Here is a 15,341-nt window from a genome sequence, read left to right as displayed (position 1 = left end):
GTGCTCGGAGCTACTTGGTGCCGAGCAGGTCGATCACGAAGATCAGGGTCTTGCCGGAGAGCGGGTGCCCTCCGCCGGCCGGGCCGTACGCCAGCGCGGGCGGGCAGATCAGCTTGCGGCGGCCGCCGACCTTCATCCCCGGGATGCCCTGCTGCCAGGCGCGGATGAGGTTGTTGAGGGGGAAGTTGATCGACTGGTCGCGGCTCCAGGAGGAGTCGAACTCCTCGCCGGTGTCGTACTCGACGCCGAGGTAGTGGACCTCGACGGTCGAGCCGGGCTGCGCCTCGGCGCCGTCGCCGACGACGATGTCCTCGACGACGAGGGTGTCGGGGGCCGGGCCCTCAGGGGCGTCGACCTCGGGCTTGGTCAGGTTCTCGCTGCTCATGCCTCGATCCTACGGCGCTCGGGAGCGGAGTCTGGGAGCGGGCTGCGAGCACTCACTCCACGAGCGCGAGGCGCTGCGTCGGCCGGGTCATCGCGACGTAGAGCGATGCGGCGCCGCGCTCGCCGGTCTGCGCGATGAGGCGAGGGCGGGCGATGATCACGGAGTCGAACTCGAGCCCCTTGGCGTCGTTCGTCGACAGCACGGCGATCGCGCGGTCGAGCCCGGTCGCTCCGCGGCCCACCTCCCGGCCGAACCGCTCCTCGAGGCGCTCGGCGATCGCGGCGAGGTCGTCGTCGGGCGCGATGACCGCCAGCGTCCCCTCCGCCTCGATCGCCCGGTCCTCGACGACGGCCCCCAGCACCCGCTCGGCGAGGCTCGCGTCGCCGCGGTCGCGGATCGTCCGCACCGGCCACTCGGTGGAGCGCACGGCCTCCCCCGGCGTGATCTCCAGCCCGTTCTCGCGCGCCGTCCGCTCGGCGAAGGCGACGATCTGCGCGGGCGTGCGGTAGTTGACCGTCAGCTCCTCCAGGCGCCACGGCGCCGCCTCCACTCCCCGGCCCTGGCGGCCGAAGGTGTCGCGGAGCGCGGCGTCCCAGCTCGAGGCGGCGGAGGCGCCGGACGCCTGCGCGACGTCGCCCACGATCGTGAACGAGCGCATCGGGCAGCGGCGCAGCAGCACCCGCCACTGCATCGGCGAGAGCTCCTGCGCCTCGTCGACCACGACGTGCCCGTAGGTCCAGGTGCGATCGGCCGCGGCCCGCTCGGCGGTGGTCCCGAGCACCGAGCGCTCGGCGAAGCCGGCCGCGAGGTCCTTGGCGTTGACGAGGCCGTCGACGCCCATGTTGCGGATGGCGGCCTCCGCGTTCTCGACGTCGCGCTTGCGCTGCTCCTTCTCGGCCTTCTTCGAGGCGTCGGCGTGGTCGTCGTAGGCGCCGAGCAGCTCCGCGGCCTCGTCGAGCAGCGGTACGTCGGAGACCGTGAACGGAGCGTCGCGGTCTCGGCGGAGGAGGGAGCGCTGCGCGGCGGTCCAGCGCGGCGTGAGGGTCGCGAACCAGTTCGGACGGGCGTAGAGGTCCTGCAGCAGCTTCTCGGGGGTCAGCGGGATCCACGCGGTGTTGAGAGCGACGCGGACGTCGTGGGCGGTCCGCACGTCCTCGCGCAGCACCGCCTCGTCGGCCTCGTCGACCGTGCTGCCGTGGCTCCGCAGCTGATCGGCGAGCTGGCGGGTGAGCTGCGAGAGCAGCGTCTTGACGAAGGAGACGCGCGCCTCGTTGTGCGGCTTGCGGGTGTCGCGCGCGCGGGTGATCGCGCGCTCCACGTCCTGCGGCTCCAGACGGAGCTTCTCGCCGTTGACGTCGAGCACCTGGGTCTCGGCCGGGACGGTCTGGCGGGAGCGGACCGCGCGCTTGAGCAGCTCCGCCATCCGCGCCGAGCCCTTCACGCGGGCGACCGCGGGCACGTCCTCCTCGACGAGGTCGAGGCCCGGGTAGAGCTGGCCGAGCGTCGAGAGGACGACGCCCGTCTCGCCGAGCGAGGGCAGCACCGCCTCGATGTAGCGGAGGAAGGACCGCGAGGGGCCGACCACGAGCACGCCGGAGGAGGCGATGCGGTCGCGGTAGGAGTAGAGGAGGTAGGCGGCCCGGTGCAGGGCGACCGCGGTCTTGCCGGTGCCCGGCCCGCCCTGCACGACGAGCACGCCGCGCAGCTCGGACCGGATGATGCGGTCCTGCTCGCTCTGGATGGTCGCGACGATGTCGTGCATCCGGCCGGTGCGCTGCGCACCGAGGGCCGCCATGAGCGCGCCCTCGCCCTGCAGCACGGTGCCCTCGCGCAGCAGCTCCTCGTCGAAGACCTCGTCCTCGAAGCGGAGGACCTCGCGGCCCCGAGTGGTGAGGTGGCGCCGGGCGCGCGTCCCCATCGGCCGGGCGGCGGTGGCCTGGTAGAACGCGGCCGACTGCGGGGCGCGCCAGTCGAGCAGCAGCGTGTCCTGCTCCTCGTCGCGCAGGCCGATCCGGCCGATGTAGCGGTGCTCGGCGTCGGCGTCCGCGAGCGTCAGCCGGCCGAAGGCGAGCCGGTCGTCGGCGCCGGTGAGCGAGCGGATGCGGTCCTCGTAGAGCCGCGCGTAGGCGTCGCGCTCGGAGCGGCTCTGGTGGTTGCCGCCGACGCTCTCGATGCGGACGGTGTCCAGAGCCTCGCGGGCCTGGGCGATCAGCTCGTCGAGGCGGGCGTAGAGCGCCGCCACGTAGTCGCGCTCCCGAGAGAGCTCGGTGGCCTGCACAGTGCTGCCGTCCGTCATCGTCCGCCTTCCGAGGGTCCGCCGCCGCGGGCCGGGAGGCGCGGGATGCGCTCCGGGAGCCGCGGGAAAACAGGCGGTCCAGTCTACCGAGCGATCCGAAGCGGCCCGTGCCGACAGCGGGATCCGGATGCCTCTTGCGCTCGGCGCCGCGGAGGAGCATCCTCTCTCTCACGAAGAGCTCGACGCCCCGTCCGAGCAGCCGGCCCTGCCGCTGCCGCAGGGCGTCGAGCTCTTTCTCGCGGGAGCCCGTCCTCCGTCCGGTCATCGACCGGGAAGAGAACCGGACGGCCCCGCGTTGCACGCCCCATGGCCACTCCGAGCAGCAGCGTCACCGCCCCCTCCCGCGCCTCGATCGACCTCACGGAGTCGGCACGCGCCGGCTGGGAGTCGTGGCTCGCCCGACGCGTCGAGCGCGTCACCGGACCCCGGGGCGATCTCGCCCTCGTCGAGACGCGCTGGCTCGAGCCCGGCGAGAGCGTCGACGACGAGCAGGCGCTGGCCGGCTACGGCCCCTCGGCGACCCTGACGCGGATGCGCCGCGAGAACCTCGACACCGGCGAGCCCGAGTACGGCTACCGCGTCTGGGACGCGGCCTCCGACCGCATACGGTCCTTCGACGCCATCGAGACCTTCCCGTTCGACGCCGCCTGGGTGCTCGAGGCGTGGTTCGAGCCGGTCGCCGAGGATCGCACGGTCCCGTTCGAGCACCTGCGCGACAACGGCGCCACCCGCGAGCTCGTCGTGCCCGGCGACATCACCTTCTCGCTCGTGGACGACGGGCGCGCCCGCGAGTACACGGTCGCGGCGTTCGACGACGGCGGCACGCTCCTCGTCCCGTTCGGCGATCCGACCAACCGCAGCGACGACCCGGAGCTCGCGAGCTACCCCGTCGGCCGCTTCCTCGTCGTGCAGCGGATCGGCGGCGCGGCCGACGCGGGCACCCCCGGTCCGGTGCTCCTGGACTTCAACCGGGCGTACATCCCGCCGTGCGGCTTCTCGCCCCACTACAACTGCCCGCTGCCGCCCGCGCAGAACCGGCTCGGCGTGCCCGTGACGGCCGGCGAGCGCCGCGTGCGCAGCGCCTCCGCCTAGCGCGCCGGGGCTGAGCGGGGGCGGCCCCGGCTCAGCGGGTGAGCACCGCCCGGCGGGCGACGAGCTCGTCGAGCAGGCCCTGCTCGTCGACCGCTCCGGTGCGTCCGCCGCGGCCCAGCAGCAGGTGCTGCCGGTGGTGCGCGAGCCTCGTCGCCGAGCGGAGGAAGTCCCGCATCGCCCGCGGCCGGTCCCCTCCCGCGCTCCGGGCCCAGCGGGCGGCGGTGCGGCGCCCCTCCGCGGTGCCGATCATCCGCACCTCGGCCGGCGAGAGCCAGCCGGCGACGGCGTAGTCGTCGAGCCGCTGGAGCGTCACGCGCCGCTCCTGCCGGCGCAGCAGCACCACCACGACCACGGCGACCGCGAACAGCGGCACCTGGACCACGCCGTAGAAGCCGAACCAGTCGGACACCAGGAACGACGAGCCGTTCCAGAGCGCGTGCAGGAACGCGGCGAGCGCCAGCCCGAGCAGGGCGATGGGCAGCCGCGCGACGGCGGGCCGGTTCGAGGCGAAGCCGAGGGCCGCGCCCGTGCAGGCGGTGAAGAGCACGTGCGCGAAGGGCGAGAGCACCCCGCGGAGGAAGAAGGTCACGGCGAGCGAGCCGAGACCGCCCTCCACCAGCGCGCTGCCGAAGTAGAGGATGTTCTCGACGAAGGCGAACCCGGAGGCGACGACGGCCGCGTAGACGATGCCGTCGACGGGTCCGTCGAAGGTCCGGCGCCAGATCAGCAGGACGAGGAGGACGCCGATCCCCTTGGCCGTCTCCTCGACCAGCGGCGCCTGGATCACGGCGCCGACGAAGTCGGATCCGCTCGGCTGCTGCCCGGACGCGTAGACGGCGATCTGCACGCCGAGGTCGACCAGGAGCGCGATCGCGACGGACCCGGCCGCGCCCCAGAGGAACGCGAACCACAGGCCCAGCGCGGGCTCCGGCTCCCACCGGTCGACCCAGCGGACGCCCAGCAGGACCACGGTCAGCGGGACGAGGGCGATGACCGCGCAGATCCCCGCGGCGCTGACGCCGAGTCCGAGAACCACGTAGGCGAGCACGAGCAGCAGCAGGATCCCGAGGAGCGCCACGCCGATCGAGCCGAGCACGGTCGGCACGACGGAGGGGCGGGCGGTGGCGGGCGGTGCGGGCGGCGGATAGGCGCTCATGGGGCCGACAGTAGGGCACGGGCGGGGTGCGCTGTCGGCGGTTGACACGCGCCGGGCGCGTGGAGGAGGGCCGGGGTGCGGACGCCCGTGTCCGATTCCCGCTCCTGCTCGACGTCACCGCGTGCGAGGCTCGAGGCGTGCCCGACTCCGATCCGCTCTTCGAGGAGCGCTACCGCGCCGTCGCCTCCCGCGACTCCCGGTTCGACGGGCGGTTCCTGACCGGCGTGCACTCCACCGGCATCTACTGCCGTCCGAGCTGCCCCGCCATCACACCGCGGCGCGCGAACGTGCGCTTCTACCCGACGGCCGCCGCCGCGCACGAGGCGGGGCTCCGCGCCTGCAAGCGCTGCCTGCCGGACGCCGTCCCCGGCTCCCCCGAGTGGAACCTGCGCGACGACACGGCGGCGCGCGCCATGCGTTTGATCGCCGACGGAGTGGTCGACCGCGAGGGGGTCGAGGGGCTGGCCGCCCGGCTCGGCTACGGCGCGCGCCACCTCGGCCGCATCCTGCGCGAGGAGCTGGGCGCGCCTCCGCTGGCCCTCGCTCGCGCCCAGCGCGCCCAGACCGCCCGGCTCCTGCTCACGAGCACCGACCTGCCCGTGTCCGACGTCGCCTTCGCCGCCGGCTTCACGAGCATCCGGCAGTTCAACGCGACCCTGGCGGAGGTGTACGAGCGGACCCCGACGGCCCTGCGCGCCTCGGCCCGCGGCACGCGCTCCGAGGCGAGCGTCCACGACGGCGCGACCACGCTGGAGCTCCGGCTGGCAGTGCGGGCTCCGTTCGATCCCGGGGTGCTCGACGTGCTCGGCGGCACCGCGCTCCCGGGCATCGAGGAGGCGTCCCCCGGCGGCTACGCGCGCTCGCTCGTCCTGCCCGGGGGCGCGGCGCTGATCCGGCTGGCGGCGGACGGAGAGAGCGTCCGCTGCAGCGCGACGCTCGTCTCCGTCGCCGACGTCGGGCCGCTGGTCGCCCGGGTGAGGCGGCTGCTCGACCTGGACGCGGACGCCCGCGCCGTGGACGAGGCCCTCGCGGCCGATCCCGCACTCGCTCCGAGCGTCGCCGCCCGCCCCGGTGTCCGCGTGCCCGGCTCCGTCGACCCGGCCGAGACGCTGGTGCGCGCGCTGCTCGGCCGGCGGGAGGCCGCACGGCTGGTCGCGGCGCTCGGCGCGACGCTCCCGGAGTCCGTGGCGAGCGGATCGATCGCACGCGCCTTCCCCTCCCCCGCGGTGATCGCCGAGCACGCCGCCGACGTGCTCCGCGGATCCGCCGACGTGCTGGTGCGGACCTGCACGCTGCTCGCCGAGGGAGCCCTGCGGCTCGACGCCGACCGGGAGGAGCTCGCCGAGCAGCTGCTGGCGGTCCCCGGGATCGACGCGGCCACGGCGGCCGAGGTGGCACAGCGGGCGACCGGAGATCCCGACGTCCTGCTCACAGGGGATCCCGTGCTCCGGCGAGGCGCGGCGGCGCGCGGCCTGCCCGCCGGCGAGCGCGGGCTGGCCGAGGCCGGGCGCCGCTGGGCGCCCTGGCGCAGCTACGCCGGGGCGCGCCTCGCGGCCGCGGTCACGCCTCCGGCGCGGGGTCGATGATCGGGAGCGCCGCGGTCATCGCCTCGATGCCCGAGAGTCGGGCCGGCGAGATGAGCCTCATGACCTCTTCGCGCGACATCAACCCCGCCTCGACCACCAGGTCGGCGATGTTGCGGCCGGTCGCGAGGGCGGCCTTCGCGAGGGCGGCGGACGCGGTGTAGCCGATGCTCGGCGTGAGCGCCGTCACGACCCCGACCGAGGAGGCGACCATGGCCTCGAGCCGGTCGACGTTCGCGGTGATGCCGTCGATGCAGTTCTCGCGGAGCGTCCTGCAGGCCTGCGTCATCCAGGTGATGCTCTGCAGCAGCGAGTGCGCGATCACCGGCTCGAAGGCGTTGAGCTGGAGCTGACCCGCCTCGGCCGCCATCGTGACCGTGACATCGGCCCCGGCCACCGAGTAGGCGACCTGGTTGACCACCTCGGGGATGACCGGGTTCACCTTGCCGGGCATGATGCTCGATCCCGCCTGGCGCGGAGGCAGGTTGATCTCACCGAAGCCGGCCTGAGGGCCCGAGGAGAGGAGCCTCAGGTCGTTGCAGATCTTGGACAGCTTGATCGCGGAGCGCTTGAGCGCGCTCGAGAACGACATGAAGACGCCGGTGTCGCTCGTCGCCTCGACGAGGTCCTGCGCCATCTCGAGGTCGAGGTCGGTGATCTCGTTGAGGTGGCGGACCGCGGCTGCGCCGTAGCGCGGATCGGCGGTGATGCCGGTGCCGATCGCGGTGGCTCCGATGTTGACCTCGGCGAGCAGCCAGATGGTCTCGGAGAGACGGGCGTGGTCCTCGCCGAGGGTCGTCGCGAAGCCGTGGAACTCCTGGCCGAGCGTCATCGGCACCGCGTCCTGCAGCTGCGTGCGGCCGACCTTCAGGACGCTGCCGAACTCGACCGCCTTGCGGGAGAACGACTCGCGCAGCAGCGCCAGCTCGTCGAGCAGGCGGCGCAGCGACCAGGTCATCGCGATCTTGATCGCGGTCGGGTAGACGTCGTTGGTGGACTGGCTGCGGTTGACGTCGTCGAGCGGGTGCAGGTGGGCGTAGTCGCCCCGCTCGAAGCCGCCGATCTCGAGTGCGACGTTGGCGACGACCTCGTTCGCGTTCATGTTCGTCGAGGTGCCGGCGCCGCCCTGGATCACCCCGACCACGAACTGGTCGTGGAACTCGCCGTCGATGATGCGGCGGCACGCGGTCTCGATCAGCTCGGCCTTGGCGGGGGCGAGACTGCCGAGCTCGGTGTTGGCCCGGGCGGCCGCGAGCTTGACCGTGGCGAGGGACCGGACGAGATCGGGGTAGATCGAGATGGGGCGCTTCGAGATCGGGAAGTTGTCGAGGGCCCGCGCCGTGTGGATGCCCCAGTAGGCCTCGGCGGGAATCTCCATCGAGCCGAGGGAGTCGCTCTCGGTGCGCGTGGCGGGGGTCTCGGTGTCGTCCAGGGCTCTGCCTTCCGGGTCGCGGTCGGGGAGGGTGCTCGGTGCGAGGGTCACGTCCAGCTCCGTTGCTGTCGTCGTGCGGCCCCGGAGGGTGCAGGGGGCTCGCGAACTGCGCGGCCAGCCTATCGCCGGGGCACGGGGCGGCGGCGGACGCGGGCGCGGAACGTCCGCTCGGCGGGCGCGGAACGACCGCGCCTCCCGCCGCCGGAGCGGACAGGAGGCGCGGGACGCGGGAAGCGGCGGATCAGCGGTAGTCGCTGCCCGACGCGAGGGCCGCGAGCGGCACGAGCACGACCACGACGAGCACGGCGATCGCGAAGAGCAGGACGAGGCCGAGCATGACGGAGTTGAGCACGATGCCCCAGATCGAGAGCGTGCGGCCGGTCGGCTCCCTCCGCAGGCCCAGGATGCCGAAGACGAGGCCCGCGGCCGGAGCGATCACGGTCAGTCCGAAGAAGACGGAGGTGACGCCGAGGATCAGGCTCGTGAGCGAGAACGGGGTCGAGGGCGCCGGGGCGAGCGCCGCGGGCGGGACGGCGGGGGTGCCGTAGGGGGCGCGGGCCTGCTGCGAGGAGGCGGGCTCCTCGGCGGCGGGGCGCTCCCCGGCGGACGGCCGCTCCTCGGTGAGGACGGCGGTCGCGCCCAGGTCCACGGTCGGCTGCTCGTCGGCGGGGGTGGAGAGGCGGGCGGTGCGGTCGTCGGTGGTCACGGTGTGCTCCTTCTCGGGTGCCGGTCGCCCGGCGGGATGCGGTGCCGCCGGGCGGGCCGACGGCGCTGCCGGTGTGCTCCGGCGATGCCTCCACGCTACGGACGCGCCCGGACCCGCCCCATCCGGGGAACCCCCGGAACTCGGGGGCGATCCCCCGCCTCGAGGCGGGGGCGGGTGCGAGACTGGTCCCGGCGCGAGGAGGCGGCGACGATGGACGACGACGAGCTGCGGCACCGCACCCGGGACGGCAAGGGCGCCCGGGCCGTCTGGTTCGCCGGGCTCTCGGCGCTCGCCGGCTTCGTGGTGATCTCCCCCGTGATCTCCCTCACGGCGACCGTGATGGTGTGGGGGTCGCGGCGGCGGATCGGCACCCTCAGCGACCGGAACGGGCTGGTCGCCGTCAACTGGCAGCTCACCTACCTCGCACTCCAGCTGATGCTGGTCCCGCTGCACCTCGCGCTGGTGTCGGTGCGCGACTCGCTCGGCGCCGACTGGCCGCTCGCGACGATCTCGGCGATCCTCGCGCTGGCCGTGCTCAACCTCGTGCTGTGCGTCGTCCTCGGGATCCGGTCCGGCCAGGGACGCACCGTGCGCCTCTGGATCGCCGTGCCCTTCGCCCGCTCCACCCGTCCGCCGCGCTGACCGTCCGGGGACACCGGGCCCGGCCTCTCTCCGCTACGGGGACTCCGCCCGGCGTGTCCGCGGCGCGGTGCCCCCTCGACCCCGCGGCGGCGGGCAGGGTGGTGGAGTGATCGCCTTCCCTCCGCCCGTCTACGTCGTGGCCGACGACGGAGTGCGGCTGGCCACCTACTCCGTCGGCGAGGAGAGCGCCCCGACCGTCCTCGCCGTGCACGGCTTCGCCTCCCACGCCGTGCTCAACTGGGAGACGTCGGGCTGGCTGCGGACGCTGCACCGGGCGGGGTACCGCGTCGTCGCGCTCGACCAGCGCGGGCACGGCGCGAGCGAGAAGCCGCACCACTCCGACTCCTACAGCGTGGACGCCATGGTGGCCGACCTGGTGCGGGTGCTCGACTCCTACGACCTCGACGCGCCCCACGTGCTCGGGTACTCCCTCGGCGCCCGGATGAGCTGGGTGCTGGGGCTCGAGCACCCGGAGCGGCTCGCATCGCTGAGCCTCGGCGGGCTGACCGTGGGCGAGCCCCTCCGCTCCTTCGACGCGGAGGCGGCCCGGGCCCGCGTCGCCTCCGGCGGCGAGATCGACGACGGCTTCACCCGCGCCTTCATCGGCATGGCGGAGGGCGTGCAGGGCAACGACCTCGCAGCGCTGGTGGCGGTGGCCGACGGCGTCCGCGGCGGGGCGCACCCGGAGCACGGGCGGCACCCCTGCCTGCCGACGCTGCTCGTGACCGGCGGCGCGGATCCGATCGCTCCCGGCGGAGAGCTGCTGGCGGCGGAGGCGGGGGCGCGGTTCGTGAGCGTCCCCGGCCGCGACCACACCAGCACCGTGCCCGCGCGGGGCTTCAAGGACGCGGTGCTGGCGTTCCTGGCGGAGCAGCGCTGAGCCGGCCCCTCGCCGGACGGGAGCACCGCGAGCGCCGAGGCCCGCGGCGTAGCATCCCCCTCATGCAGGCGATCCGCATCGAGAACCCCGGCCCCGACTCCCGACTCGTGCTGGAGGAGGTGCCGACGCCCTCCCCCGGACCCGGCGAGGTCCTCGTCCGCGTGGCGGCCGCCGGCGTCAACCGCGCCGACCTCGGCCAGCGCGGCGGGGTCTACCCGCCGCCGCCCGGCGCCTCCGAGATCCTCGGGATGGAGGTGTCCGGCACGGTCGTCGCGCTCGGCGAGGACGCGACCGGGTTCTCGGAGGGCGACGAGGTCTGCGCGCTGCTCTCCGGCGGCGGCTACGCGGAGTACGTCGCGGTCGACGCGGGCCTGGTGCTGCCGGTGCCGGACGGCGTCGGCCTCGTCTCGGCCGCCGCCCTCCCGGAGACGACGTCCACCGTCTGGTCGAACCTCGTGATGGTGGCCGGGCTCGGATCCGGCGACACCGTCCTCCTCCACGGCGGCGGGAGCGGGATCGGGACCACGGGCATCCAGATCGCCGCCGCCCTCGGCGCCCGCGTCGCCGTCACGGCCGGCAGCCCCCGCAAGCTCGAGGCGTGCCGCGCGCTCGGGGCCGACGTCCTGATCGACTACCACGAGGAGGACTTCGTCGAGCGGATCCGCGAGGCGACCGGCGGGCGCGGCGTCGACGTGATCCTCGACCCGGTCGGCGGCGACTACCTGGCCCGAGACCTGGAGGCGCTGGCCGTGGGCGGGCGCGTGGTGTTCATCGGCAACCAGTCCGGTGCGCTGGGCTCGCTCGACCTCGGGGTGCTGATGCGCAAGCGCGGGGCGGTGCACGCCACGACCCTCCGCGCCCGGCCCCTGGAGGAGCGGCGCGCGATCGTCGCGCAGGTGCGCGCGGAGGTCTGGCCGCTGGTCGCCGCCGGGACGGTGCGCCCGGTGGTGGACGAGGTGGTCCCGCTCGCCGAGGCCGAGCGGGCGCACGACGTGATGCGCTCCTCCGGACACATCGGCAAGCTGCTGCTCACCCCGTGACGCCCCGCACCGGAGGAGGCCCCCGCCGCCCGCGGTGAGCGGGAGCGGGGGCCTCCTCCGGTGATGCCCTCCGGCGGGGCGTCAGACGGCGGAGCGCAGGAGTCCGAGCGAGCGGTTGATGCCGTCGACGTCGACCGCGGCCGGATCGAACGAGGCTCCGGCGGCGAGGCCGAGAGCCTCGAGCGCCTCCGCGTGGTCGGCCGAGGACGGGTCCGTCGCCGCCCGCACCGTGTCGGCCCAGGCCGCGGGGCCTCCCGGCACGTCGAGCGGAGCCGCGCCGCGCGCGCCCGTGCAGCGCGGCAGAGCCGACGACAGCGGCGCGATCGACTCCAGGCGGATCACGTGGCGCCACTCGTCCTCGAGGTCGTAGACGTAGAAGAGCTCGTCCTGCTCCTGCTCGAGCACCTCGGCGAGCGCGACGCCCGCCTCGTCCACGAGGTCGGCGCCGAACTCCTCCGCGTCGGACGGCGAGCCGATCGGAGCCTGCTCCTCGTCGGGCACGCCGACGCTGAAGTAGTGCGGCTGCGCGTCGGTCCAGCCCAGCGAGAGCTGGAGCGCGAGGTGCAGATCGCGCAGCGACGACTCGGAGGAGAGCTCGAGGCGCCGCCAGACGACGGGCTTGGTCCCGAGCAGGGCGACGTGGAGCGCGTAGGCCGTCGCCGTGTCCTGGGTCGCCTCGTCGAGGATCTCGAGGCGGGTGGCCTCGCGCTCGCCGAGGAGGACGACCGTCGCGCGGACGACGGAGGCGAGGACGGGCGCCAGGCCCTCCGGCACCGCGTAGCCGAATTCCGGCGAGTGCAGCAGCAGCCCGAGCTCGGCGGTGTCGTCGAGCATCCGCTCGGCCGTGCCGACCATGCGCTCGCGCTCGTCGAGGGCCTCGTCGAGCGAGACTCCGGAGTCGGCTGCCAGCTCGTCGACCAGCTCGCCGACGACCAGGCCCGGGTGGATCTCGGCCTGGCAGGCGACCGCGATGCGGACCAGCACGGCGTCGGTGGTGGTGACCGCGCGCTCCTCCGGGGAGAAGGCGCCGTCCTCGGTGTCGGCGGCCGCCAGCGCGGTCTGGGCGCTGAGGATCCACTGCTCGAGGAAGCGGGCGACGTAGGCGACGCGCTCGGCGGCGGCCTCGTGCGCGTCGGAGCTGCGCCAGAGCACGGCGGCCTCGCCGAGACCTGCGGCGGATCCCTCCTGCTCGAGCACGGCGGAGCCGACCAGCGCGTCCCACCAGGCCGAGACCGGGATGCGGACGGAGTCGTCGCTCGGGGTGGATCCCGCGGAGGAGATGCCCGCCTCGACCGCGATCTCGCGGGCGGCGCGCTCGGTGAGGGTCGCGCCGTCGTCGGCGGCGAGGTGCTCGACCACGACGTCGGCCGCGTGCACCAGAGCGGTGGCGCGGACGGCGGAGAGCTGCTCCTCGGCCGGGACCTCGTCGAGCTCGGCGAGGTCGTCGAGCACGGCCTCGACGAAGGAGCCGGCGAGGTCGAGGACCTCGTCGAGGACGGCCTGGCACTCGTCCAGCTCCTCGTCGGTGCCGGTCCAGAGGTCCTCGTCGGTGAGGAAGTCGAGGAAGTGCTCGACGACCTCGGCGACGGTGAAGAGGGTGTCGTCGAGGTCGGCCTCGCTCTCCTCCCCCGACAGGTCGGCCTCGATCTGGTCGAAGACGGCCTCGAGCAGCTCGGCGTCGGGCTGGGCGAAGGAGCCGCGCGGGCGCAGGTCGCGGGTCATCGCGAAGAGGTCGGTCAGCACCTCGACGGCCTCGTCGGCCTCGAGGTGCTCGTGCTGCATGCCCACCTCGGCGAGGTGCGAGCGGTACCAGCTGCGGAACCGCACCATCAGCGCGGTCTCGGCCGTGCGGCCGCCGCCCTGACCGCCGGACCCGCCCTGACCGCCTCCGGATCGTCCCTGGTTGCGCTTCTTGCCCATGATTCCTCCGCGACCGCTCCACTCACGACGAAGCGCTCCAGCCTACCCAGTGCGGGCGCGCGGCGGCACGCGCGGTCGACCCCTGTTCACCCTGTGCGCACCGGGTCCGCTCCCTCTGGTGCGGCCGATCGCCCGAGTCCCGGGATCAGCGCGCTGTGGGAGGCCTCGCCGCCCGGGCCCCTGCCACACGGGCCGCGATGATGAGAAATCTCGCAGCGATCGGGCGGCGAGGCTTGCGCTCGGACCTCTCGCTTCGGTGGAGTGTCCGGATGACCGACACGACGGACACCGCCGAGACCGCTCCCGGGAAGGCGTCGCTCAAGCGGGTGATCACCGGGCCGCTGCTGTTCGCCTTCATCGTGGGCGACACACTCGGCGCCGGCATCTACACCCTGGTCGGCACGATGGCGGAGGACGTGGGCGGCGTGATCTGGCTGCCGCTGCTGATCGCGCTGGTCGTCGCCCTGCTCACCGCGGGCACGTACGCCGAGCTGATCACCAAGTACCCGCACGCCGGAGGGGCGGCGCGCTACGTGGACCGCGCGTTCGGGAAGCCGTACCTCTCGTTCCTGATCGGCTTCCTGATGATGGCCTCCGGCATCACGACGGCGGCCTCCCTGGCGAACGCGTTCGCGGGCGACTACCTCGGGGCTCTGCTGGACGTGCCGCCGATCCCCACCGCGATCGTCTTCATCGCGATCCTCACCCTGGTGAACCTGCGCGGGGTGAAGGAGTCGCTGACCGCGAACCTGGTCGCCTCGGTGATCGAGGTGAGCGGACTGGTCATCGTCATCGTCTGCGCCGCGGTCTTCTTCGGCTCCGGCGACGGCGACGCCTCCCGCGTGCTCGAGTTCAACCCCGACGTCGCTCCGCTGCAGGGGGCGTTCGCCGCCTCGATCGTCGCCTTCTTCTCGTTCCTCGGATTCGAGGCCGCGGCGAACATGGCCGAGGAGGTGCGGAACCCCTCGAAGGTCTACCCGCGGGCCCTCTTCGGTGCGCTGATCACCGCCGCCGTGGTCTATCTCCTGATCGCGCTCGGCGCCGTGATCGTGCTGCCGAACGACGAGCTCGCGGCCTCCAGCGGCCCCCTGCTGGACGTGGTCGCGGCGAGCGGAGTGGCGGTGCCGCCGTGGCTGTTCGGCCTGATCGCGCTGGTCGCCATCGCGAACGGCGCTCTGCTGTTCATGGTGATGGCGTCGCGGGTCGGCTTCGGGCTCGCCACCTCCGGGCTGCTGCCGAGCGCCTTCGGGAAGGTGCTGCCGGGCCGCCGCACGCCGTGGGTGTCGATCGTGGTCGTCGGCGGAGTGACGATGCTGCTCAGCCTCATCGGCGACGTCGGCACGCTCGCCGAGACGACGGTGCTGCTGCTCCTGCTGGTGTTCATCGCGGCGAACGTGTCGGTGCTGGTGCTGAAGAAGGACCGCGTCGACCACGCCCACTACTCCGTGCCGCGGGTGGTGCCGGTGCTCGCGACCATCGCGAGCGTGGTGCTGCTGACGCAGCAGACGGGCGTGGTCTGGCTGGCGACAGCGGGCTACGTGGTCGTGGGGACGCTGCTGTTCCTCGCCACCCGCCTGGGGAAGCGGAAGCACGCGGAGCGGACCCCGGACTGAGCCGGGCCGGCGGCGATCCGTCGCGAGCGGCCCGTCCGCGGATCCCCTGCGGGCCGTCCGCGGCGGATCGATCGCGGGGGGCGGTGAGGAGTGGGATCGTGAGGCTATGACCGTCACGCTCGAGCCGATGCCCGCCGCCGCTCTCGCCGCCTGGATGCGGGTCCAGCGCTCGGCGTACATCGAGGACCGGATGCGGGCGGGCGACGACGAGGCGGCCGCGGCCCGCAACGCCGACGCCTCGTACGAGAAGTACTTCCCGGGCGGCTCCCCCGCCGCCGGGCACGACGTGCTCCTCGTCTCCGAGGACGGCCGCGCGGTCGGGTCGCTCTGGCTCGGCCCGCATCCGAGCGGACTCGAGGGCGTCGGGTACGTCTGGGACGTGCAGATCGACGCCGCCGAGCGCGGCCGCGGCCTCGGCCGGGCGGCGATGCTGCTCGCGGAGTCGCACGTCCGCTCCCAGGGCGGCTCCGCCCTCGCGCTGAACGTGTTCGGCTTCAACACCGCCGCGCGGGCTCTGTACGAGTCGCTCGGCTACGAGACGACGTCCCTGCAGATGCGCAAGCCGCTGGTCTGAGCGGGGCCGCTCGACGCCGGGC

General features: G+C 74.1%; 13 protein-coding genes. 7 read left to right on the top strand and 6 right to left on the bottom strand.

The genetic code is table 11. The features are described from left to right. Positions 1-10: 10 nt before the first annotated feature. Together GSU40_RS06065 and GSU40_RS06060 are read right to left on the bottom strand one after the other, a co-directional pair. The gene (locus GSU40_RS06065) at positions 11-385 is read right to left on the bottom strand and encodes an FKBP-type peptidyl-prolyl cis-trans isomerase (RefSeq protein ID WP_104226280.1); all 375 of its coding nucleotides are present in this window, start codon (positions 383-385) and stop codon (positions 11-13) included. A gap of 52 nt (positions 386-437) precedes the next feature. Continuing rightward, positions 438-2,681, bottom strand: a complete 2,244-nt coding sequence (locus tag GSU40_RS06060; RefSeq protein WP_160034089.1) for a UvrD-helicase domain-containing protein — start codon at positions 2,679-2,681, stop codon at positions 438-440. 306 nt (positions 2,682-2,987) lie between these two features. On the opposite strand from GSU40_RS06060, the gene GSU40_RS06055 reads away from it, so the two are divergent. Further along, positions 2,988-3,773 carry a DUF1684 domain-containing protein gene (locus GSU40_RS06055; protein ID WP_160034087.1) on the top strand — a complete coding sequence of 262 codons (786 nt, stop codon included), beginning with the start codon at positions 2,988-2,990 and terminating at the stop codon, positions 3,771-3,773. A gap of 31 nt (positions 3,774-3,804) precedes the next feature. On the opposite strand, the gene GSU40_RS06050 is transcribed toward GSU40_RS06055, so the two are convergent. Continuing rightward, the gene (locus tag GSU40_RS06050) at positions 3,805-4,929 is read right to left on the bottom strand and encodes a PrsW family intramembrane metalloprotease (protein WP_160034085.1); all 1,125 of its coding nucleotides are present in this window, start codon (positions 4,927-4,929) and stop codon (positions 3,805-3,807) included. Between the two features lie 137 nt (positions 4,930-5,066). Between GSU40_RS06050 and GSU40_RS06045 the strand changes: the two genes are divergently transcribed. Further along, positions 5,067-6,515 carry an Ada metal-binding domain-containing protein gene (locus tag GSU40_RS06045; protein ID WP_167299023.1) on the top strand — a complete coding sequence of 483 codons (1,449 nt, stop codon included), beginning with the start codon at positions 5,067-5,069 and terminating at the stop codon, positions 6,513-6,515. Here GSU40_RS06045 and GSU40_RS06040 read toward each other — a convergent pair. Next, positions 6,490-7,944 carry an aspartate ammonia-lyase gene (locus GSU40_RS06040; RefSeq protein WP_258060401.1) on the bottom strand — a complete coding sequence of 485 codons (1,455 nt, stop codon included), beginning with the start codon at positions 7,942-7,944 and terminating at the stop codon, positions 6,490-6,492. The two genes, GSU40_RS06045 and GSU40_RS06040, sit on opposite strands and share 26 nt — an antisense overlap. 241 nt (positions 7,945-8,185) lie before the next feature. After that, positions 8,186-8,650: a DUF4190 domain-containing protein gene (locus GSU40_RS06035; protein ID WP_104250160.1), complete on the bottom strand. Its 465-nt coding sequence runs from the start codon at positions 8,648-8,650 to the stop codon at positions 8,186-8,188. A 174-nt stretch (positions 8,651-8,824) separates the two neighbouring features. Here GSU40_RS06035 and GSU40_RS06030 point away from each other — a divergent pair, with 174 nt between their 5' ends. From GSU40_RS06030 to GSU40_RS06020, 3 genes are all read left to right on the top strand, one after another. Continuing rightward, positions 8,825-9,292 carry a DUF4870 domain-containing protein gene (locus GSU40_RS06030; protein WP_160034081.1) on the top strand — a complete coding sequence of 156 codons (468 nt, stop codon included), beginning with the start codon at positions 8,825-8,827 and terminating at the stop codon, positions 9,290-9,292. A 106-nt stretch (positions 9,293-9,398) separates the two neighbouring features. Beyond that, the gene (locus GSU40_RS06025) at positions 9,399-10,172 is read left to right on the top strand and encodes an alpha/beta hydrolase (protein ID WP_160034079.1); all 774 of its coding nucleotides are present in this window, start codon (positions 9,399-9,401) and stop codon (positions 10,170-10,172) included. Between the two features lie 62 nt (positions 10,173-10,234). Beyond that, positions 10,235-11,212, top strand: coding sequence for an NAD(P)H-quinone oxidoreductase (locus tag GSU40_RS06020; protein WP_160034077.1), 978 nt, complete (start codon positions 10,235-10,237; stop codon positions 11,210-11,212). Between the two features lie 81 nt (positions 11,213-11,293). On the opposite strand, the gene GSU40_RS06015 is transcribed toward GSU40_RS06020, so the two are convergent. After that, complete coding sequence (locus GSU40_RS06015) at positions 11,294-13,132, bottom strand: plasmid pRiA4b ORF-3 family protein (RefSeq protein ID WP_160034075.1); 1,839 nt, start codon at positions 13,130-13,132, stop codon at positions 11,294-11,296. Positions 13,133-13,401: 269 nt separating this feature from the next. Between GSU40_RS06015 and GSU40_RS06010 the strand changes: the two genes are divergently transcribed. Beyond that, positions 13,402-14,745, top strand: a complete 1,344-nt coding sequence (locus tag GSU40_RS06010; RefSeq protein WP_104226270.1) for an APC family permease — start codon at positions 13,402-13,404, stop codon at positions 14,743-14,745. A 106-nt stretch (positions 14,746-14,851) separates the two neighbouring features. Beyond that, positions 14,852-15,319: a GNAT family N-acetyltransferase gene (locus tag GSU40_RS06005; RefSeq protein WP_160034073.1), complete on the top strand. Its 468-nt coding sequence runs from the start codon at positions 14,852-14,854 to the stop codon at positions 15,317-15,319. Positions 15,320-15,341: the final 22 nt, after the last annotated feature.

The sequence above is a fragment of the Rathayibacter sp. VKM Ac-2805 genome, from assembly GCF_009834265.1.
GTDB lineage: Bacteria > Actinomycetota > Actinomycetes > Actinomycetales > Microbacteriaceae > Rathayibacter.
The sequence above is the reverse complement of the archived record's forward strand: the minus strand, read 5'-3'. Positions and strand labels throughout refer to the sequence as shown.